Source organism: Xanthomonas sp. PPL134 (assembly GCF_040595915.1).
GTDB classification, from domain to species: domain Bacteria; phylum Pseudomonadota; class Gammaproteobacteria; order Xanthomonadales; family Xanthomonadaceae; genus Xanthomonas_A; species Xanthomonas_A indica.
Map to the genome: position 1 here is coordinate 461,160 of NZ_JAMDLL010000001.1, position 19,684 is coordinate 480,843.

The following is a 19,684-nucleotide window of genomic DNA, read 5'->3' on the forward strand; positions in this document are numbered from 1 at the left end:
TCAGCCGGCGTGGTCGGCGCCTGGCGTCGAGGGCCGTGCGTGCAGGGCGATGTTGAGCTGATCGACCACGATCGCCCAGTCGGCGTCTTCCAGGCGTTCCTCGCGCAACAGCTGCGCCTGCGCCGGCGTCCAGAACGGTGCTTCTTCCAGGCGCATGTCATCGGGCAGCGGCGCGTGCTGGGCGATGAACTGGCGAATCTCGCCCTCGCTGTTGGGCAGGCCAAGTTGGGCGAAGAGGTCGGCGAACGGGGGAATGACGGGTTCCATGCTGTACCTGGTCGGGAAGGGGAGATCGCCGCGCAAGGCGGCTGGCAGCGACCATACCGGCTGCGCCATGTGGATGGCGTCAGCATCGCTGGTGTCGCGGCGCTTTCAGCCGAGTCCTGGCGGCACCGGATGGCCGCGCCAACGGCGCGTGCTGCGCTGGAAGAACAGGCTGTTGGGGATCTGCAGCACGCTCTCGCCGTCGCCGTCGCGTTCCTCGCGCAGCGTGGTGTAGATCAGGTTGATGTCGATCACTTGGCCCTTCAGGCCTGGCTTCTCGCCGTTCTCCAGCAGCTCGATGTGGTCGTGCAGGCGGAACGGGCGCGTGGTGAAGATCAGCAGCGTGCAGAAGATGTTGGACAGCACGCTCCAGGCGGCGAAGAACGCCACCGCCGCGACCGCGGCGAATCCGGTGAAGGCAGTCCACAGCACGGCGCCGGAGACGCCGAAGCGGTCCAGGATCAGCAATAGCGCCGCGGCGTAGATCACGAAGCCGCTGCCGCGGCGCGCCATCAGCACCAGTTCCGGCGGCAGCGCGTGATGCTCGCCCAGGCGCCGGATCAGCCGCCGCAGCAGGGTGCGCAGCAACCACGCCGCAAGCACGATCAGCACGATCTGCGCGCCGGGCACGATCACATCGAGCCAGCGGTGCGTCCACGGCGGCAACAGGGTATGGAGCGGGGGCATCGCACATCGGACAACGCAGGGGGACTGCGATGGTCGCAAGCGAGGCCGTTGCGGGCAAGTCGTGCTGCGTGCGCTTGCGGCGCCCGTTTAGTCGGCGCGCTCCAGCGCGTCCCACTGCGCCTCGGTGACCTCGGGCAGCGCCTCCAGCGCCGGCCTGGCGAACAGATAGCCCTGGTAGAGGTCGATGCCCAGCGCACGCAGTGCGCGGTACTCGGCGGGCGTTTCCACGCCCTCGGCGAGGATGCGGCAGCCCAGCGGCGCGGCCATCGCGACGATGCCGCCGACGATGTGGCGGCGCGCGGCGCTGCCGTCGATGCCCCGGATCAGCGCCATGTCCAGCTTGATCAGGTGCGGCTGGAAATCGGCGAGCAGGTTCAGGCCGGAGTGGCCGGCGCCGAAGTCGTCGATCGCGGTGAGGAAGCCGCGCTGCGCATAGTCGCGCAGGATGCGCACGACCTTGGGCAGGTCGGCGACGCGTTCGGATTCGCTCATTTCGAAGATCAGGTCGCCAGTGGGCACGCCGAAATGCTCGGCCGCCTTCAGGGTCAGGCGGATGCAGGTCGCCGGCTCGTACACCGCATTGGGGATGAAGTTGATCGACAGGCGCGTGCGCAAACCCAACTGCGCGGCGGTGGCGATGGCCTGCACCCGGCAGGTCTGGTCGAAGCGGTACATCTGCTCGGGGCGCACCCGCGCCAAGACCGCCGCCGCACCGCTGCCGTCCTCGCCGCGCACCAGCGCCTCGTAGGCGTAGATCGAGCGGCTGGCGGCATCGACGATCGGCTGGAATGCCATGCGCACGGCGAAATCCAGCGGCTCGCCATCGCGACAGTTGCCGCAGGCGGGCTGGCCGAGTTCGGCGGACAGAGAGCGCAGGAGCATGCCGAAGCGAGACCTTGGACGAGACCGCAGTATGCGCTTCCGGCGTGAAGACGGCGCCGTGCCTTCAGGCCGGGGCGGGTTTCCCGAGGGGGCCGCGTTGGGCGCCCTGTCGGTACGGACGTCGCCCCGATCCGAGGCGCCGTGGTGACGTGCCTGGCGCCGCGTCGTCGCTCAGCGTGGACCGGCCACGTCCTCGCGGTGTGCTGCCGCAGGCAAACGCAATCGCGGCGCGGCATGCTCGGGGGTGGGCGACACGCCCTAGCCGGCGTCGGCGACGTCGACCTTCTTCAGCACGCGGGTGGTGCCGAGCACCTCGACGCGGCCACCGGCCTGATGGAAGGCGGCCAGGTCGGACTCGATGCGCTCGCGGCTGAGGCCCTTTTGCGCCTTGTCGCCGGCGCTGGCGCCACGTGCGTTCCTGGCGCTGGGCGAAGCGGTGTTGCCGGTGGGTCGTGCCATGCTGGAACTCCTGCAGTCAGTACATCGTCAGGGGAATGCCACGGGTCAGTTGCTCGTGGTGGGTGCGGCGGATCTCGCGGCAGTACGGGCCGGCCATCGCGAACTTCCGGCAGATCGCCGGGCGCTGCGCATAGATCGAGCAGCACATGCGCGCGCCGTCCACCGCCACGCACCAGCCGTCCTCGTCGCGTGCCATCACGTGCAGGCCCTCGCGGGTGTACTCGGTGAGATGCACGGGGACCTGGTCGTCCGGCATCACCAGCACGGTCAGGCGGCAGCAGATCGCGTCGCAGCGGTCGCAGGCGATGTCGGCGTCGGTCGCGTCCAGCGCGGCTTCGCTCATGCGTGGCCGCCGTGCGCCGGACCTGTCGGTCGGCACGGAGGCTGGAGCGGCGAGGCCAGGCGCTCGGTCTGGCGCGTGGCAAGGGCGGGGGACATGGCGCTTCCGATGAGTCCGGCCCACAGCGGGACGGAGATTGGCGCGAGAAGGGGGCGAGTCGGGCGACAGAAACGGCCGGACGAGACGCGCGTAGCGACGTGAGACTTCAGCGTGCCGCCATGCTACGCCAGTTGTTGCGGCGCAGTGTGAACGGTGTCGGCCGCGGGGATGCGGAGGACGCGAGTGAGATCGGACGCCGCGCGGACGGCTCGCCCGCGCGGCGTTAGTCCTGCGCGGCCGCCAGCGCCAGGCCCTGCACCACGCCGAACGAGGGATCGCCGTGGACCAGGCGCGCCTGCGGGAAGGCCGCGGCGACCAGGCGCTGCAGGTAGCCGGCGCGCGACATGCCGCCGGTCAGGAACACCGCGGCCGGATCGCCGCCGATGTCCTGGCGCACCTGTGCCAGCAGCTCCTGCAGCGCCTCCAGGTAGCTGCGCGCGGCCTGCACCAGTTCCTCGGCCTGCACCTGCACCTGCAGCCCGGCTTCGATGTAGTCCAGCGTTTCCTCGTGCCGCTCGGCGTCGCTGAGGCGGATCTTGCTGCGCTCCACCGCGCGGTACAGGCGCGCAGTGTTGCCGGGTTCCTGCAAGGCCTGCAGGCGCGTGTCGTAGGGTGCCGGTACGGCATCGTAGCGGTGCTGGCGGAAATCGCGCTGGCGGGTGGTGTCCTGCACCATCGCCGCTTCCACGTAGTGGTGCGAGGGCACGCGGGTGAGGCCGCGGCCGAACTGCGGCATGAACCCGGCCAGGCTCAGCGCCAGGTCGATGTCGGTGCCGCCGCGCGGGATGCCCCAGGCGCGGTGCACCTGCGGCGCGGCGTCGCCGCCGACGCTGGCGTAGGCGATGTCGGTGGTGCCGCCGCCGATGTCCACCACCACCGCGGCGTGGCGCTCGCGGCTGACCGCGTGGTAGTGCATCGCCGCAGCGGCCGGTTCCTCCAGGAAGGCGACGTCGTCGAAGCCGGCGGTGATCGCCGCGCTGTGCAGGATCTCCAGCGCCTGCGCGTTGCCGGCCTCGCCGATCGAACTGCGGAACTGCACCGGGCGGCCGAGCAGGGTGCGGCGCACCTGCACGCCCAGTTGCCGCGAGGCGGTCAGGCGGATGTGTTCGAGGATGTGCGCGGCGATGCCGGTGATGGTCTGGCGTGCGCGCGGATGCAGGTTGTAGCCCAGCATCGATTTGGGACTCTGCACCAGGCTGCCTTCGCCTTCGACGAAATACGCGTCCAGCGCGTCGTCGCCGTACACCGCGTTCTGCAGCAGCGCCGCGGAACTGCGCGGCTCGCGCATCTGCGTTTCCATCCACTGCCGGCGGACCACCCGGATCGCATCGCGGCGCAGCGCCTCGGGGCTGCGGTCGCGTCCGGCGGCGAGCGCATCGCGGCGACCGGACTCGATCAGCTCGTCCACCTGCCGTTCCAGTGCCGGGGTCAGGTCGAACTCGGCCGGGTCGCGCATCACCTCGGGGAAGTACACCGTGGTGCGGAACTGCTGCTGCGTGCCGAAATCGATCGGCACCACGCGGCCGTCGATCGCCGCGGCGGCGGCGGAATTGCTGGTGCCGAAGTCGATACCGAGGCGCATGACGGTGCCGGGGGCGGGAGGGCCGCGCACTGTGGGGCAAGCCGCGGCGCGACGCAAGCGCGGCCCGGGACGCACGAGGCCCGCATCGGCGGGCCTCGTTGAAAACCGGAAACCGGGTCGCTTACAGCGCGGCGCCGGCGTGGCCCTGGTTCTTTTCCTGCTCGGTGGCCTCGCGCACACCGGCCACTTCCACCGCGAAATGCAGCACCTGCCCGGCCAGCGGGTGGTTGCCGTCGATGGTCACCAGCTCCTCGCCGACCTCGGTGACCGTGACCAGCAGCGGGCCCTGGTCGGTCTGCGCCTGGAACTGCATGCCCGGCGCCAGCGATTCGGCGTCCGGGAACGAACGGCGCGGCACCTGCTGCACCAGTTGCTCGTGGCGCGGGCCGTAGCCTTCGGCCGGGATCACGTCGGCCTTGACCGATTCACCGGTGCGCTTGCCGGTCAGTGCCTTTTCCAGGCCCGGCACGATGTTGCCGGCGCCGTGCAGGTAGCTCAGCGGATTGTCCGGCGAGGACTGGTCGATCACTTCACCGGCATCGTCGGTGAGGGTGTAGTGGATGGTGGCGACAAGCCCGTTGGCGATCTCCATGGGAAACCTCGTTCAGTGAGTAAGGGGGATACGCCGGCACAGTCACAGCGCGATGAGAGGGGTGCTACCCGGCTACCCTAACGAAAAGCCGCGCATCGCCGCAAGTCGCCGCGGCGCGCGCTGCGCATTCAGGCCGGCGGCGGGCGGCGCAGCGCGGTGCGCCGGGCCAGCCAGGTCTCCGGGGTCTGCGGCTTGACGAACAGCGCCTGCAGTTCCGGGTGCTCGGCGCGCGCGGCCGCCTCGATGCGCTCGATGCAGGCTTCGATCTGCGCGGTGCTGCGCTGGTCCTCGAACTCGGCGCTGAGCGCGGCCACCACCTGGTCCGGTCCCATCTGCACGCTGAGCACGCCGTTGACCGCGCGCACGTCCGGATCGGCGGCGGCGATGCGCCGCAATGCGTCGCCGAGCGGGCGCGCCGCCGGCTCGCCGATCAGCAGCCCCTTGGTCTCGCGCGCCAGCACGAACGCCGAGCAGGCCAATACCGCGGCGATGCCGACGGACGCGACGCCGTCCAGCTCCGGCATGTCCAGCCACTGCGCGGCGAGCAGCCCGGCCAGCGCGATCAGCAGGCCGACCAGCGCCGCGCTGTCCTCCACCAGCACGGTGAACAGGCTCGGATCCTTGCTCTCGCGGAACGCCTGCACATAGCTCAGGCGGCCCTTGCGCGCGCGGAACTCGCGCAGCGAGATCCACCACGAGCCGCCCTCGAACAACAGCGACAGCCCCAGCACGATGTAGTTGAGGGTGTGGTCGCTGGCCGGCTGCGGATGGCGGATGTGGGCGATGCCCTCGTACAGCGACACCCCGGCGCCAAGCGCGAACACCAGCAGGGCGACGATGAAGCTCCAGAAGTACAGCTCGCGCCCATGGCCGAGCGGATGGGTGGCGTCGGCCGGGCGCGCGGCGCGGCGCAGGCCGTACAGCAGCAACAGCTCGTTGACCGTGTCCACCAGCGAATGCACGCCTTCGCTGAGCATCGCCGAACTGCCGGAGATCGCCGCGGCGACGAACTTGGCGATGGCGATGGCCAGATTGCCGGCGAGCGCGGCGTAGATCGCGAGACGGGACCCGGACGAAGCGGACATGACATTCCTGCGGCTGGGGCGGCCGCGCGGCGGCACGGGGCGGGCAGCTACAATAGGCGGCTCGCCGTCGTCGCCGTATCAAGGACTCCCATGCCCGCCGCACCCGCCTGCCCGCAATGCACCCTGGAAAACACCTACGTCGACGGCGCCAACTGGGTGTGCGCGGACTGCGGCCACGAGTGGCCGGTCGCGGCCGAGGCCGCCAACGACGCGGCGACGGTGGTGCGCGACAGCAACGGCAACGTGCTGCAGGCCGGCGACACGGTGGTCGTGATCAAGGACCTGAAGGTCAAGGGATCGTCGATCCCGCTCAAGCAGGGCACGGTGATCCGCGGCATCCGCCTGGTCGAGGACGATGCCGAACACATCGAAGGCAACTCGGACAAGATCAAGGGCCTGGTGCTGAAGACCTGCTTCCTGCGCAAGGCCTGAGCCTGGCGCGCCCGGCCGGACGCGACGTAGCACGTTGCGGCCGCGCGCTGGGCGAGGTTCGCGGCAGTTGCGCGGACGCAGATTGCCCGTAGGAGCGGCTTCAGCCGCGACAGGCTTCGTCGCGACCGCCCGTCGCGGTGGCTGAGGCCGCTCCCGCGCGCTGCGTCCGTCAGCCGATGGAGGCCGCCCGTCCGGGCGCGCCAACTGCGCACCGCGTGCCTCCTGCCCGGGAAGGGACAGGCGCCCCCCCGCGGCCTGGCCGTTCTCGCGTGTTGCGCGCCGGCGCCCAGCCCGCACGGTGCGCCGGCTATCATGCGCAACGGCGCCGGGGGGCGCCGCCGGCCAGACCGGCGCAGACACGGAACAGGGGATGCACATGCGAACGTACACAGGGGCGACGGCTGCCGGCCGTCTGGCGCGCACGCTGGTCCTGGCATGGGGGTTGTGCCTGCTGGCGCTGCCGGCCTGGGCGCGCATGCAGGAGGTCAAGCCGGGGCAGACGCCGGAACTGGCGTCGGGCGAAGGCCTGGTGGTGGTGGCGGTGGACACCGACGTCGCATTGAGCGGCGTGGAGCTGAACAAGGACGGCAAGGTCTTCGGTGGCGGCACCATGTCCGGGCTCAAGCCGGGCATCAGCTACCGGCTCTACATCGCGCCGGCCGGCGACTACGCCTGGCGCAGGGTGCTGTTGACCCCGCAGTTCGGCTACAGCCTGCGCGACAGCGACGAGTTCCGCTTCCGGCTCGAGCCGGGGCAGATCACCTACCCGGGCGATCTGCTGTTCCGGCCGGCCTCGTTCTTCAGTGGCGACATGGGCATGGTCAATCGCGCATTGGCGGCGATGGACTGGCTGCAACAGACCCATCCGGCGCTGTGGGCACGCTACGCCCTGCGTTACGCCGGACACTACCCGGATCCGTTCCCGGAGTTCTATCGCAAGGCGCTCGCGCAGCACCCCGACGCACGCCCCGCCGCGCAGGTCGCACTGCGCACGCCGCCTGCGCCGCGCGCCGCGCTGCCGATCGCGCCGGCCACGCTGTTCCGCGGCAACCGCATCGCCGACCTCAGCCTGAATCCGCGCGGCGATCTGCTGGCGTTGCAGGTGCACGAGCGCAAGGACGAATGGCGCATCGAACTGCTGGACCTGTCCAGCGATCAGCAGCGCCTGCTCGCCACCAGCGTCGATCCGATCAAGCAGATGCTGTGGGCCGGCAATGACGCGTTGCTGTTCACCGTGCCGGTGAAGAACGGGCGCGACGTGGTCCGCGGCATCCGCGCCGATGTGGCGGCCGACGGCAAGCGCAAATGGAGCCCGCTCACCTTGCCCGACGGCGGGTTCCTGGTCGATGCCCTGCCGCAACGCCCCAACCAGGTGCTGTACGCCACCACCTTGAGCAACGGCGACAACGCCGTGCAGGTCCTGGACGTGTCCAGCCAGACGGCGATCGACCGCTGGCGGCCGCGCCTGCGCGACCGAGTGAACGTCGGCCTGGAGCGCGACGTCGGCTGGCTGACCGATGGGGAAGGGCGGCTGCGCCTGGCCATCGTGCGCCGCGACGACGGCTACGTGCTGCGCTACCGCGATGGCGAAGGAACGACCTATCGCGACGTGATGACGCTCGACCACCTGCGCGATTTCCAGCCGGTGGGCCTGTCCTTTGCGGCGGACCAGATCTATGCGGTGACCGACGACGGACGCGCGCAGCGGGAGCTGGTCGCCTACGACGTGGCCACGCGCAAGATCGTGCGAACGCTGTTCAGCCGCAGCGGGATCGACGTGGTCGACATGATCCAGGGCCCGCAGCGCACCCCGATCGGCGTCACGTACTACGAGAGTGGCCGCCTGGTCAGCCACTACTTCGAGAATGCCGACGAGCGCCTGGGCCGCGCGCTCAGCGCGGCCTTGCCGGGGCGCAACGTACAGATCGCGGCGCGCAATGCGGACGGCAAACAGATGGTGCTCTGGGCCGACGCCGCCGACCAGCCGCCGCAGCTCTACCATCTCGACCTGAACAAGCGCGTGGCGCGCACGATCGGCGAGGCCATGCCGTGGCTGCATGGCATGGCCTTCGCGCCCAGCGAGGTGTTCCGATTCAAGAGCCGCGACGGGCTGCCGCTGGAAGCCTTCGTGACCCTGCCGCCTGGCGCCGGACCCAAGCCGCTGGTGGTGTTTCCGCACGGCGGACCGATCGGCGTTGCCGATGCGCTGGGCTTCGATGCGGAGACGCAGTTCCTCGCCTCGATGGGTTATGCGGTGCTGCGCGTCAACTTCCGTGGCTCGGACGGCTACGGCCGCGCGTTTCGCGAGGCCGGGCGCGGCAGCTTCGGTACCTTGATCGAGGACGATATCGATGCGGCGATCGTGCAGGCGCAGGCGCGCTATCCGCTGGATCCGCAGCGCATGTGCGTGCTCGGCGCCAGCTATGGCGGCTATTCGGCACTGGTGATGGCGATCCGCTGGCCGCAACGCTTCCGCTGCGCCGTTTCCATCGCCGGCGTGGCCGATCGCATCCTGTTCTACACCGCCAGCGACAGCGCGCGCAGCGCCGAGGGACGCGCGAACCTGGAAAAGTACCTGGGCGACCCCAAGGCGGAGTTGGCGCAGATGATCGACACCTCGCCGCTGTACCACTACGACGCGATCAAGGTGCCGGTGATGCTGGCGCACGGCCTGGAGGACCGCCGGGTGGACTACGAGCACACCCGGCGCATGTTGCGCATGCTGGACATGGCCGGCAATCCGCCGGTGGGATTGAGCTTCGAGGGCGAGGGCCACGGTTTCGCCGACGTCGAGCATCGCGTCGCGTTGTGGAGCGGCGTGGCGGGCTTCCTGCAGACGTCTCTGTCCGCGCCGGCGGCCGCGCCGGTGCAAGCGGCGGCCGCCAGCGCACCCTGAGTACCGCGGCGGCGCCTGCACGGTGTCGCCGCAGTGCCGATGCGCGACGCGCGGCGCCGTAGCGCATCGCTCATGCGGACTCGGTGCGTACCGCGGCATACACCGCATCGCGCAGCTCGGTGACGAACACGCCTGACATGCCCTCGTAGAGCGTGTTGGTCAGCGCCACCACGCTCAGCTGCCGCGCCGGATCGAGGAACCAGCTGTGGCCATAGGCGCCGCCCCAGCGCCAGGTGCCGGGCGTTTCCGGGGTCGCGGTCGGCGCCGGGTCGCGCAGGACCGCAACGCCCAGGCCGTAGCCCCAGCCCGGTGCGTCCGGCGGACCGCGTTCGCCGGCCTGGGCGCGGCCCATCTCCGCGACCAGTGCAGCCGGCAGCAGCGGCGCGCCACCGCCCCGCAGGGTCTCCAGCAGCCGCAGCACGTCGCCGGCAGTGCCGACCATGCCGGCGCCGGCCGACGCGAACGCGGTGCGGTCCAGCGCGCGCGAGGGATGGAAGACGATGCCGGCGACGTCGGGCAGCGGCGCGACCACGTCGCCTTCGCCCAGACGGTGCGGCGCAGGCTGGCCGTTGACGTAAGGCACCGCCAGGCTGGAGGCGTCCTCGGCATGGAAGGCCGTGGCCTGCATCCCCAGCGGGGCGGTGACCAGATCATGCACCAACTGCGCCAGCGGCTGGCCGCTAGCCGCCTGCAGCACCGCACCGGCGACGTCGATCGACAGCGAATAGCCCCAGCCGCTGCCCGGCGCGTACTGCAGCGGTACCTGGGCGAGGCGGCGCAGGTTTTCCTCCAGGCTCAGGCCGCTGGCGTCCATGCCATCGGAGACGCCAGCGCGCGCAAGCGGGCCGCCGTCGGGTTCGAGGAAGCGGTAGCCCAATCCGGCGCTGTGGCTGAGCAGTTGGCGCAGGCTGATGTCCGGCACCCGGCCGTCGGCGAGGGCGGGACGGAACCACGGCAGCCAGCGTGCGATCGGCGCATCCAGGCTCAGCCGGCCCTGCGCCACCAGCGCCAACGCCGCGGTGGCGACGATCAGTTTGCTGACCGAAGCCAGGCGGAAGCGGGTCTCCTCCTGCATCGGTCGCTTCGCCTCGCGGTCGGCCCAGCCGGCGGCGCGGCGGTAGATGCAGGCGCCGCGATGGGCGACCAGCACCACCGCGCCGACCAGCCGCTGCTGCTGCAGGGCGGCGTCGATCGCGGCATCCAACGGCGCGGCCTGCTGTGGCGACAGGGGCGGCAGCGCCGGGGGCGGAAACGCGGAGGCGGTGGCAGAGGACGCAGGCATGGCGGCGGCGCTTGGCGGAGGAAGTGACAGCGTGGCTGCCAGCCGATTGCCGAAAAAGACGGGTAGAGTTCCTGGCTACAAGGACATGAATGTCCGCAATGGGTGCTGCGATGGACAGTCTGGGAAGCCTGCGTGGCTTCGTGCAGGTGGTGGAGAACGGCGGCTTCGCCGAGGCCGGGCGGGTGCTGGGCCTGTCCGCCTCGGCGATGGCCAAGAGCGTGGCGCGGCTGGAGCAGTCGCTGGGGGTGCGCCTGTTCCATCGCAGCACCCGCAGCCTGACCCTGACCGCCGAAGGCCAACTGTTCCTGCCGCGCTGCCGGCGCATCCTGGCCGAGGTCGAAGCCGCGCGCGGCGAGTTGGGCAGCCTGGCGGCAACGCCGAAGGGGCGGCTGCGGATCAGTCTGCCGATGAACAACAACGTGCTGCTGCCGGTGCTGGGCGACTTCATGCGCGCCTATCCACAGGTGCAACTGGACCTGGATTTCGACGACCGCCTGGTGGACGTGATCGAGGAGGGGTTCGATGCGGTGTTGCGCGTGGCCGAGCCGGACGATTCGCGGCTGGCCTCGCGCCGCCTGGGCAGTTTCCGCCGCTGCCTGGTGGCCGCGCCGGATTACCTGCAGCGCTGCGGCACGCCGTTGCGGCCGGCGGACCTGCTGACGCATCAATGCCTGCACTACCGCTTCCGCAGCAGCGGGCGCCTGGAAGCCTGGCCGCTGGGTGCGGCGGCGGCTGGCCTGGCGTTGCCGGTGTCGATGGTCTGCAACAACATCGAGACGCGGCTGAGCTTGGCCTTGCGCGGCTGCGGGATCGCCTTCCTGCCGGAGCACTCGGTGCGCGCCGAACTGGCGGCCGGCACGCTGCGCACGCTGCTCGACGATTATGTCGATTCCACCGGCACCTTCCATCTGTTGTGGCCGTCGCGCCGGCACATGCTGCCCAAGCTGCGCGTGTTCGTCGATTTCCTCGGCGAGCGGTTGGTGTTCTAGGCGCGCTGGAACCGAACAAGGGCCTCGTGCAGCGGCGTGGCCAATGCTGCACGCTGATCGGGTCATCGCCTCCGCTGATGCGGGCGGCGGCACGTGCGTGCCGCCGCCACGCAGCGGGGTTCAATCCAGCGTCGGATAGTCGGTGTAGCCCTTGGCGCCGCCGCCGTACAGCGTGTCGGCGTCCACCTGGTTCAAGGGCGCATCGCGGCGCAGCCGTTCCACCAGGTCCGGGTTGGCGATGAACGGGCGGCCGAACGCCACCGCATCGGCGCGGCCGGAGGCCACGGTCGCTTCGGCCAGCGCCTTGTCGTAGCCGTTGTTGACCAGCCACGGGCCATGGAACTTGGCGCGCAGCGCGGCATAGTCGAAGGCGATGTTGTCGCGCGGGCCGCCGGTGGCGCCTTCGATCACGTGCACGAAGGCCAGGCCCAGCGGATCCAGGCGTTCCACCGCGCGCTCGAACAGCGGCTGCGGATCGCTGTCGTGCGCGTCGTTGGCCGGGGTCACCGGCGACAGGCGCACGCCGGTGCGGTCGGCGCCGATCTCCTGTGCCACCGCCTGCACCACTTCGAACAGCAAGCGGGTGCGGTTCTCGATGCTGCCGCCGTAGGCGTCGTCGCGGTGGTTGCTGCCGTCGCGCAGGAACTGGTCGATCAGGTAGCCGTTGGCGGCATGCACTTCCACGCCGTCGAAGCCGGCGGCGATGGCGTTGCGGGCGGCGCGGCGGAAGTCCTCGATCAGCCCGGGGATTTCGTCCAGGCGCAGCGCGCGCGGCGCGGAGACATCGGTGAAGCCCTCGGCGGTGAAGGTCTTGGCGTCGGCGCGCAGCGCGCTGGGCGCCACCGGTGCGGCGCCGCCCGGCAGCAGGCTGACGTGCGAGATGCGGCCGACGTGCCACAGCTGCAGCACGATCTTGCCGCCACGGCGATGCACTTCGTCGGTGACCTGCTTCCAGGCCGCGACCTGCGCATCGCTGTAGATCCCCGGGGTGTCCTTGTAGCCCTGGCCCATCGGGCTGATCTGGGTCGCCTCGGCGATGAGCAGGCCGGCGCTGGCGCGCTGGCCGTAGTACTCGGCGGCCAGCGGCGAGGGGATGCGGCCTTCGCCTTCGGCGCGGTTGCGGGTCAACGGTGCCATCACGATGCGGTTGGCCAGTGCGATCGCGCCCAGGCGCAGCGGCGTGAACAGCGGGGAAGCGGTATCGGTCATCGGTGCGTCTCTCGGTGGTGGGGTGGGACGGGCGACCTTACGGCGGAGTGCTGCAAGGCGGCGTGCGTGCAGGACATGGGGACAGATGGCGAGGGTTTCGCCGCGGCGCGATGGGACAGTGCGTTGCTGCCGCGGCATCTTCGCGAGGACATCGCCGCGTGAGGTGTCGCCAGCGGCACGCCGCAACGCGGCGTTGCAGCCCTGGGGCTGCAAGGCTTGCTGCGATGCACAATAATGGGCAGCCCTCCTTTCTGGACGTGCGCATGACCTCCTCCGCCACGGCGCCGCTGTCGCGGCGCGGCTACGTGCTGATCCTGTTCGCGCTGGCGATGGGCGGTTTCGCGATCGGCACCAGCGAGTTCTCCACCATGGGCCTGATGCCGTACATCGGCCATGGCCTGGACATCGATGCGCCGCAGGTCGGGCATCTGATCAGTGCCTACGCGCTGGGCGTGGTGGTCGGTGCGCCGCTGCTGGCGATCCTCGGCGCGCGCTGGCCGCGCCGGCATCTGCTGCTGGCGCTGATGGGCTTCTATGCATTCGGCAATCTCGCCAGCGCGCTGGCGCCGGACTATCACAGCATGCTGCTGGCGCGGTTCGTCGCCGGCCTGCCGCATGGTGCCTACTTCGGCGTGGCGACGCTGGTGGCCGCCTCGATCGGTCCGTCCGATCAGCGTGGCGCGGCGGTCAGCCGGGTGCTGCTGGGCCTGAACCTGGCGGTGCTGGTCGGCAACCCGCTGGCGACCTGGCTCGGCCAGGTGGCGCAATGGCGCTACGCCTACGCCCTGGTGGCGGTGATCGCGGTGCTGACGGTGGTGCTGGTGTGGCGTCTGCTGCCGGCCGATCCGCAGGAGGCGCGGCCCTCGCCGCTGCGCGAATTGCGCGCCTTCAACCGGACGCAGGTGTGGCTGGCGCTGGGCATCGGCTCGATCGGCTTCGCCGGCATGTTCTGCGTCTTCAGCTATCTGGCGCCGACCCTGATGGAGGTCACCGGCGTGTCCGAACACTGGATCCCGGTGGCGATGGGCGCGTTCGGGCTGGGCGGATTGCTCGGCAATCTGGCCGGCGGCTGGCTGTTCGACCGCATGCAGTTCCGCGCGGTGCCGCTGGTGCTGCTGTGGTCGCTGGTGGTGTTGCTGGCGTTCCCGCTGGCGGCGACCTCGCCGTGGGCGGTGCTGCCGGCGGTGGTGGCGGTCGGCAGCATGGGCGCGCTGGCGCCGGTGCTGCAGACCCGCCTGATGGACGTGGCCAGCGACGCGCAGACGCTGGCGGCGGCCTCCAACCATGCCGCGTTCAACCTGGCCAACGCGCTGGGACCGTGGCTGGGCGGCATCGCGATCGGCGCCGGCCTGGGCTGGACCTCCACCGGCTATGTGGGCGCGGCGATGGCCGTGGGCGGCCTGCTGATCTACCTGTGGGCGCGCCAGGCGGCACGTCGTGGCGCCTGCGCGCACGCGGCCGGCTAGGACACGCCCTGGGCGGCCCTAGCGCGGCGGCCGCGCGGTCGAGGACAGCCGCCGCAACGCCTCCAGCTTGCCTTGGTAGCGGGGTTGGGTGGCCGGATCTGCATGTGCCATGGCCTCGCGTAGCGCCACGGATGCGCGGCGGGTGTCGCCGCTGTGCAGGTAGGCGCGGGCCAGGGCGAAGTACAGCAGATGGGCGCCGTCGTACAGGTGCAGCGCGCGTCGGTAGTAGGCGATGGCTGTGGCGTAGTCCTGGCGCTGCTCGGCCTCGGTGCCGAGCAGGTATTGCTGGAACGGATCGCGCCGGCGCACGTGTTCCATCTGCCGCTGCAGGGCGGCCTCGCGCGCGCCGTCGCCCAGGCGCCGGGCCAGGCCGATGGCATTGGACAGCGCCGGCAGGTGCTCCGGGTCGATCTCCAACGCCTTGGCGTAGTCGCGTGCCGCGGCGGCGCCGTTGCCATCGCGCATCGCCAGCACGCCCTGGTTGTTCCATGCGCCGGCGAAGCGCGGATCCATCTGCAAGGCCATCGCCAGATGCGCGCGGGCGCCGTCCAGGTCGCCGTCGACCATCAGTTCGGCGCCGCGGTTGTTGTAGTAGTGGGCGAGGGCGCGGCGGTCGGAGATGGGCTGCGGCCCACGCCGGTCCATCAGCACACTGCGGTCCAGGTCGATGCTGCCGCGGCCGCTGTCCACGCGCACGCCGGCGTTGACGTGGCCGACGTTGTACAGCGCATTGCCGTCCTCTTACCAGCTCAGCACGCGGCGCACTTCCTGGACCTGCGCCTGCAACCCGACGTCGCGCGCCATCGCCACGAACAGCAGGGTGAAGGACAGGCAGTTGACCTGGCGCGTGGCGTAGCTCTCGGCAACGCTGTGCGTGGCGTTGGCGTCGTACTGCAGGTTCAGGCCGTTGGCGTCGAAGGCCAGCGCCACCAGTTGCTGCAGGCGGTGCTCGGCGCCGGCACTGCGGTCGATGCGCTGCTGCAGCAGCGCGTGCAGTGCCGACGGCAGCTGCATGATCTGCTCCGGCGTCGGCGTCGGCGTCGGCGCGGCGGTCCCCGCGACGCGCGTTGCAGGAGCTGGCGGTGTCGCCTCGTTCTGTACTGCCGCTGCCAAGTGCGGTGGCGGCATCGGCGGGGGCGGCGGCGACGGGGCGGCCGCGGCAGCGGCGAGCAGGGAGAACGCGGTCCAGGCGAACATGACGCACCCCTCGCGGTGCCCTGCAGGGCCAGGGCTCGCCTCCACTATAGGGGCTTGTCGGCGGTGCGGGGAGGCCGCTGCGGCGGCGCCGACGAACGGTTTCCGGCGGCGCGACTGGCGACGGGCGTCATCCACAGCCGCTGTGGACGACCATGGGGCAACGGTGTGGATAAGTCGCTTCCGGCCAAGCGCCGCAACACGCGCAGACAGGATGGTGAAAACTTCGCCACATGCCTGACTGCGTGCAAACCCCAATGAACGCATGTTCACCACCGGCAATGCGGCGTGACGAACAACGGCGAACGGCTCACGTGCGCTTTATGCCGATCTGCCCAGCATCGCCACCACCACGCAACGCGGCAATTCTTTCGACCGCGCCGCGCGATATCCAAGGTCCACCCCCGCGTGCCCGTTGCGCGATATCGCCGGCTTCGCCACAGGAGTTCCCATGAGCATCCGGAGCAAGACCACGCACAGCCTCAACGACCTCATCGCCATTTCCCGCGACGGCAAGGACTTCTACGAAGAAGCCGCCAAGAAGGTGGGCGACGCCGAACTGTCGGCACTGTTCCTGCGCATCGCCGGCGTCAAGTCGGACATCGTCAGCAGCCTGAGCGCGGTGGTGCAGTCGATCGGCGGCAAGCCGGAAGAACACGGCACCATGGTCGGCAGCATGCAGCAGATGTACGGCAAGGTCCGTGCGGCGCTGGGCGACACCAAGTACGGCTATGTGGCAGAACTGGAAGAGTCCGAGGACCGCCTGCTGAAGGCCTTCAACGAGACCATCGCCGATGCCGACACCCCAGTTGCCGCGCGCGATGCCGCCACCCGGCTGCTGCCGGAAGTGCGCGCCTGCCACGACGTGATGCGTACCCGCAAGCACGCGATGAAGAGCGCGGCGTAAGGCCGTTCGTCGCCGACCCGGCGCGCCGCCATCGCGGTGCTTGCCGGGTCGGCGTCGCGGAGTCGGCAGCGGCGGGGCGTGCTTGCTACCATGCGGCCTCGACCGCTGCCCGAGCTGATTGCGGCGCCTGCCGCTGCTGCCCATGTCTCCCGATGCCGCGCCTGCCGGCGCCCAGTTCTCGTTCGGCTTCGACGCGCCCGCCGCGCGCGAAAGTCTGTTCTTCGCTCTCTTGCCCGATCCGCAGACTGCGCAGGCGGTCCATCGCCTCGGTCAGCAGATGTGCCACGACCGTGGACTGCACGGACGCGCGCTGCCGCGGGAGCGGCTGCATGTGACCTTGCAGTATCTCGGCGAGTACGCCGGGATCCCGCCGCGCCTGCTGCAACAGGCATGCGCTGCAGGGCAGGCGCTTGCTGCTGCGCCGTTCGCGCTGGCATTCGACCAGGTGGTGACCTTCGACAGCCGCGCGCGCAGTCGTCCGCTGGTCCTGCGCGGCGATGCCGAACCCGCGCCGTTGCTGGCGTTGCGCCAGGCGCTGCAGCAGCAATTGGCCCGGCACGGCGTGGCCGCACGCGCCGACGGCCATTATGTGCCGCACATGACCCTGGCGTACGTCGATCAGGCGCTGGCGCCGCAGCGCGTACCAGCGCTGCCCTGGCAGGCGGCGTCGCTGAGCCTGATCCGCAGCGTGCAGGGCCAGGGCCGTTACCTGCACGAAGCGAGTTGGCCGTTGCGCGCCGATCCAGCGCGGAGCGGCGCATGAGCGCGGCGCCGCTGACCCTGCCCGAGGCGCAGTGGGCGCAGCTGCGCGCCGCCTATGCCGAGCCGCCGCGCGCCTATCACCATTTCGGCCACGTCGAGGCGGTGCTGGCGCACTATGCCGAGGTCGCCGCCGACACCGGTTGGCGGCAGCCGCGCGAGGTGTATTTGGCCGTGCTCTACCACGATGCGGTCTACCGCGCCGGCCGCAGCGACAACGAGGCGCAGTCGGCGCGCCTGGCCGAGGCGGCGATCGCGCAGTGGCTGCCGGACGCCGGCGTGGAGACGGCGCGGGTGGCCGAGTTGATCGCGCTCACCGCGCGCCACGGGCAACTGACCGTCGACGCGGTGGATGCGGATGCGGCGTTGTTCCTGGATTGCGACATGGCGATCCTCGGCGCCGCGCCGCAGGCGTTCGCCGCCTACGACCGTGCCATCGCCGAGGAGTACCGCGGGGTGGTGCCGGGCTGGCTGTACCGACGCAAGCGCCGCGCCTTCCTGCGTACCGTTCTGGCGCAGCCGCGCATCTTCCTCAGCGAGCGCTTCCATGCGCGCTACGACGCGGCCGCCCGCGCCAACCTGCGCCAGGCGATCGGCTGACAGGGCGGCGCCGCGGCCGGCGCCGCCTTCTTCTACACTGCCGCGCCGGGCTGTTCCGGCCGCCGCTACGGAGCCCCATGTCCGACCCTGCCGCCAACGCCGATCCCCGCCCGCAGGCGCCGCAGCCGCCGGCCCCCAGCGACTGCTGCGACAGCGGCTGCCCGCTGTGCGTCTACGACCTCTACCACGAGGAACTGGAGCGCTACCGGCAGGCGCTGGCGGCGTGGCGGCTGCGCCATCCCGGCGCCGACGCGGACGGCTGACGGCCCCGGCCGCGCCGGTGATGGCCCTCTCCGGCGTACCCGGCATGAACCGCGGCGCGCGCCGCGCTTCGCGCCGCCGCCGTTCGGGATTATCTTTAACGCGCCTTTTCAGGATGGCTGGATGATGCAGAAGCGTGGCGGTTGGGTGTGGGGATGTGCACTGGGTGGACTGCTGGTGGCCGGCATCGCCGGTGCGGCGCCGGGCGCTGCGGCCGCCGCCGCGCCAAGCGCGGGTGCGCCGGCAGCCTCGCCGGAAAAGCTCAGCCATGGCCGCTTCGAGCAAGTGCCGGTGCTGTTGCCCAAGGGCAACGCGCAGCGCGTGGTGCTGTGGTTCGCCGGCGGCAAGCACGCCGACGCTGCGCGCATGCGCCAGATCGAGGCGCTGCGCGACGACGGCGCGATGGTCGCGGTGATCGACAGCGCGCATCTGCAGGCGGTGCTGGCCAAGATCGACGGCACCTGCGGCTTCTCGGCCGGCGACGTGGAGAACTTCTCGCGTTACGTGCAGGCCTATTTCCACGTGCCGACCTACCACCTGCCGTTGCTGGTCGGCGACGGCGACGGCGCCGCGCTGGCCTATGCGGTCGCCGCGCAGGCGCCCAAGCATCTGCTGGCGGGCCTGCTGACCGAGGATTTCTGCCCGGTGCAGGTGCTCGACGACCAGATCTGCGGCGCCGGCATCACCGCGCCGGCGCGTGCCCTGCAGCCGACGGCGCTGCCGGTGCCGTGGCTGGCGGCGCTCGACGCCAAGAGCCGACGCGACCGCTGCACCCAGCAGAGCGATGCGTTCGTGCAGAAGGTGGCGCAGGCGCGGCAGTTCCGCCGCAGCGCCAGCGGCGATGCGCTGCCGGGCCTGCGCGCGGCGGTGCGTTCGCTGGGCGACCGCCCCGGGGTCAGCCTGCCGCCGACCCCGGCCGACCTGGCCGGCCTGCCGGTGGTGGAAGTGCCGGCCGCCGCGGGTGCGGGCGATGCCGACAACGGCAACGTGTTCGCGATCTTCGTCTCCGGCGACGGCGGCTGGGCCGGGCTGGACCAGCAGGTCGCCGGCGCCCTGGCCAAGGCTGGCATCCCGGTGGTGGGCGTGGATTCGCTGCGCTACTTCTGGAGCGAGCGCACGCCGCAGGGCTTCGCCACCGACCTGGACCGCATCTACCGCCACTACAGTCACCTGTGGCAGCGCGGGCGGGTGGTGCTGATCGGCTTCTCGCAGGGCGCCGACGTGTTGCCGGCGGCCTACAACCAGTTGCCGGAGGCGATGCGCGACCAGGTGCAGATGACCGCCTTGCTGTCGGTGGGCAAGACCGCCGACTACGAGTTCCACGTGTCCAACTGGATCAGCTCCGGCGACGACGGCCTGCCGATCGCCCCGGAAGTGGCGAAGATGCCGCCGGCGCAGACCCTGTGCATCTACGGCGAGGACGACGACGACGCGCTGTGCCCGGACCTGCCCAAGGGCGGGGCGCAACTGGTCAAGCTGCCCGGCGACCATCACTTCCAGGGCGATTACGCGACCCTGGCCAAGCAAATCCTGCAGCGGATTCAGTAGGCGCGGGGATTGGGGAGTCGGGATTGGGGATTGGTGGCTGGTCGCGCGTGCCGGCTTGCCTGCTCGCGCCGTCGTAGGAGCGGCTTCAGCCGCGACGCGGGCCACTGAAACATGGTCCCGCAAGGCGGCGAGCGAGGTTGGCCGCCGCCGG

At 70.9% G+C, this 19,684-nt stretch carries 21 protein-coding genes; 9 read left to right on the forward strand and 12 right to left on the reverse strand.

Annotated elements, in window-relative coordinates; genetic code table 11:
• The 8 genes from M3U25_RS02045 to M3U25_RS02080 all read right to left on the reverse strand — a co-directional run bounded on the left by M3U25_RS02045 (position 1) and on the right by M3U25_RS02080 (position 5,990).
• Complete coding sequence (locus tag M3U25_RS02045) at positions 1 to 267, reverse strand: DUF2789 domain-containing protein (protein ID WP_242156594.1); 267 nt, start codon at positions 265 to 267, stop codon at positions 1 to 3.
• Between the two features lie 105 nt (positions 268 to 372).
• On the reverse strand, positions 373 to 951 hold the full coding sequence (locus M3U25_RS02050; protein ID WP_355495370.1) for a mechanosensitive ion channel domain-containing protein: 579 nt from the start codon (positions 949 to 951) through the stop codon (positions 373 to 375).
• 87 nt (positions 952 to 1,038) lie between these two features.
• A complete protein-coding gene (locus M3U25_RS02055) occupies positions 1,039 to 1,833 on the reverse strand; it encodes an EAL domain-containing protein (protein WP_355495368.1) in 795 nt (264 codons plus the stop codon).
• A 258-nt stretch (positions 1,834 to 2,091) separates the two neighbouring features.
• Positions 2,092 to 2,292: a hypothetical protein gene (locus tag M3U25_RS02060; RefSeq protein WP_355495365.1), complete on the reverse strand. Its 201-nt coding sequence runs from the start codon at positions 2,290 to 2,292 to the stop codon at positions 2,092 to 2,094.
• 16 nt (positions 2,293 to 2,308) lie between these two features.
• Entirely contained in the window at positions 2,309 to 2,635 is a 327-nt protein-coding gene (locus M3U25_RS02065) for a YkgJ family cysteine cluster protein (protein WP_355495362.1), read from the reverse strand.
• A 319-nt stretch (positions 2,636 to 2,954) separates the two neighbouring features.
• Entirely contained in the window at positions 2,955 to 4,313 is a 1,359-nt protein-coding gene (locus tag M3U25_RS02070) for an Hsp70 family protein (protein ID WP_355495359.1), read from the reverse strand.
• A 121-nt stretch (positions 4,314 to 4,434) separates the two neighbouring features.
• Positions 4,435 to 4,905: a peptidylprolyl isomerase gene (locus M3U25_RS02075; protein ID WP_242156598.1), complete on the reverse strand. Its 471-nt coding sequence runs from the start codon at positions 4,903 to 4,905 to the stop codon at positions 4,435 to 4,437.
• A 128-nt stretch (positions 4,906 to 5,033) separates the two neighbouring features.
• Positions 5,034 to 5,990 (reverse strand): cation diffusion facilitator family transporter, encoded by a 957-nt coding sequence (locus tag M3U25_RS02080; protein WP_355495356.1) that lies wholly within the window; start codon positions 5,988 to 5,990, stop codon positions 5,034 to 5,036.
• A 90-nt stretch (positions 5,991 to 6,080) separates the two neighbouring features.
• Between M3U25_RS02080 and M3U25_RS02085 the strand changes: the two genes are divergently transcribed.
• Both M3U25_RS02085 and M3U25_RS02090 read left to right on the forward strand, forming a co-directional pair.
• Positions 6,081 to 6,422, forward strand: coding sequence for a zinc ribbon domain-containing protein YjdM (locus tag M3U25_RS02085; protein ID WP_160948022.1), 342 nt, complete (start codon positions 6,081 to 6,083; stop codon positions 6,420 to 6,422).
• Between the two features lie 370 nt (positions 6,423 to 6,792).
• A complete protein-coding gene (locus M3U25_RS02090) occupies positions 6,793 to 9,318 on the forward strand; it encodes a S9 family peptidase (protein WP_355588472.1) in 2,526 nt (841 codons plus the stop codon).
• 70 nt (positions 9,319 to 9,388) lie between these two features.
• On the opposite strand, the gene M3U25_RS02095 is transcribed toward M3U25_RS02090, so the two are convergent.
• Positions 9,389 to 10,600, reverse strand: a complete 1,212-nt coding sequence (locus tag M3U25_RS02095; RefSeq protein WP_242156602.1) for a serine hydrolase domain-containing protein — start codon at positions 10,598 to 10,600, stop codon at positions 9,389 to 9,391.
• 110 nt (positions 10,601 to 10,710) lie between these two features.
• Between M3U25_RS02095 and M3U25_RS02100 the strand changes: the two genes are divergently transcribed.
• Complete coding sequence (locus M3U25_RS02100; RefSeq protein WP_242156603.1) at positions 10,711 to 11,589, forward strand: LysR family transcriptional regulator; 879 nt, start codon at positions 10,711 to 10,713, stop codon at positions 11,587 to 11,589.
• 120 nt (positions 11,590 to 11,709) lie between these two features.
• Here the strand turns inward: M3U25_RS02100 and M3U25_RS02105 are convergent, their stop codons facing one another.
• Positions 11,710 to 12,798 carry an alkene reductase gene (locus M3U25_RS02105; RefSeq protein WP_355495347.1) on the reverse strand — a complete coding sequence of 363 codons (1,089 nt, stop codon included), beginning with the start codon at positions 12,796 to 12,798 and terminating at the stop codon, positions 11,710 to 11,712.
• A gap of 263 nt (positions 12,799 to 13,061) precedes the next feature.
• Between M3U25_RS02105 and M3U25_RS02110 the strand changes: the two genes are divergently transcribed.
• Positions 13,062 to 14,264, forward strand: coding sequence for an MFS transporter (locus tag M3U25_RS02110; RefSeq protein ID WP_355495344.1), 1,203 nt, complete (start codon positions 13,062 to 13,064; stop codon positions 14,262 to 14,264).
• Positions 14,265 to 14,282: 18 nt separating this feature from the next.
• Here M3U25_RS02110 and M3U25_RS02115 read toward each other — a convergent pair whose 3' ends face one another.
• Together M3U25_RS02115 and M3U25_RS02120 are read right to left on the reverse strand one after the other, a co-directional pair.
• Positions 14,283 to 14,954 carry a tetratricopeptide repeat protein gene (locus tag M3U25_RS02115; protein ID WP_355495341.1) on the reverse strand — a complete coding sequence of 224 codons (672 nt, stop codon included), beginning with the start codon at positions 14,952 to 14,954 and terminating at the stop codon, positions 14,283 to 14,285.
• A 51-nt stretch (positions 14,955 to 15,005) separates the two neighbouring features.
• Positions 15,006 to 15,461 carry a hypothetical protein gene (locus M3U25_RS02120; RefSeq protein WP_355495338.1) on the reverse strand — a complete coding sequence of 152 codons (456 nt, stop codon included), beginning with the start codon at positions 15,459 to 15,461 and terminating at the stop codon, positions 15,006 to 15,008.
• 448 nt (positions 15,462 to 15,909) lie between these two features.
• Between M3U25_RS02120 and M3U25_RS02125 the strand changes: the two genes are divergently transcribed.
• The 5 genes from M3U25_RS02125 (at position 15,910) to M3U25_RS02145 (ending at position 19,533) form a co-directional block, all read left to right on the forward strand.
• Positions 15,910 to 16,365 (forward strand): PA2169 family four-helix-bundle protein, encoded by a 456-nt coding sequence (locus tag M3U25_RS02125; protein ID WP_355495336.1) that lies wholly within the window; start codon positions 15,910 to 15,912, stop codon positions 16,363 to 16,365.
• Positions 16,366 to 16,507: 142 nt separating this feature from the next.
• Entirely contained in the window at positions 16,508 to 17,128 is a 621-nt protein-coding gene (gene thpR, locus M3U25_RS02130) for an RNA 2',3'-cyclic phosphodiesterase (RefSeq protein ID WP_355495333.1), read from the forward strand.
• Positions 17,125 to 17,724 carry a hypothetical protein gene (locus tag M3U25_RS02135; protein WP_355495330.1) on the forward strand — a complete coding sequence of 200 codons (600 nt, stop codon included), beginning with the start codon at positions 17,125 to 17,127 and terminating at the stop codon, positions 17,722 to 17,724. Before thpR ends, M3U25_RS02135 begins: the two co-directional genes overlap by 4 nt.
• Positions 17,725 to 17,801: 77 nt before the next feature.
• A complete protein-coding gene (locus tag M3U25_RS02140; protein WP_160948016.1) occupies positions 17,802 to 17,987 on the forward strand; it encodes an oxidoreductase-like domain-containing protein in 186 nt (61 codons plus the stop codon).
• Between the two features lie 121 nt (positions 17,988 to 18,108).
• On the forward strand, positions 18,109 to 19,533 hold the full coding sequence (locus M3U25_RS02145; protein ID WP_242082124.1) for an AcvB/VirJ family lysyl-phosphatidylglycerol hydrolase: 1,425 nt from the start codon (positions 18,109 to 18,111) through the stop codon (positions 19,531 to 19,533).
• The last annotated feature ends 151 nt before the right edge of the window (positions 19,534 to 19,684 follow it).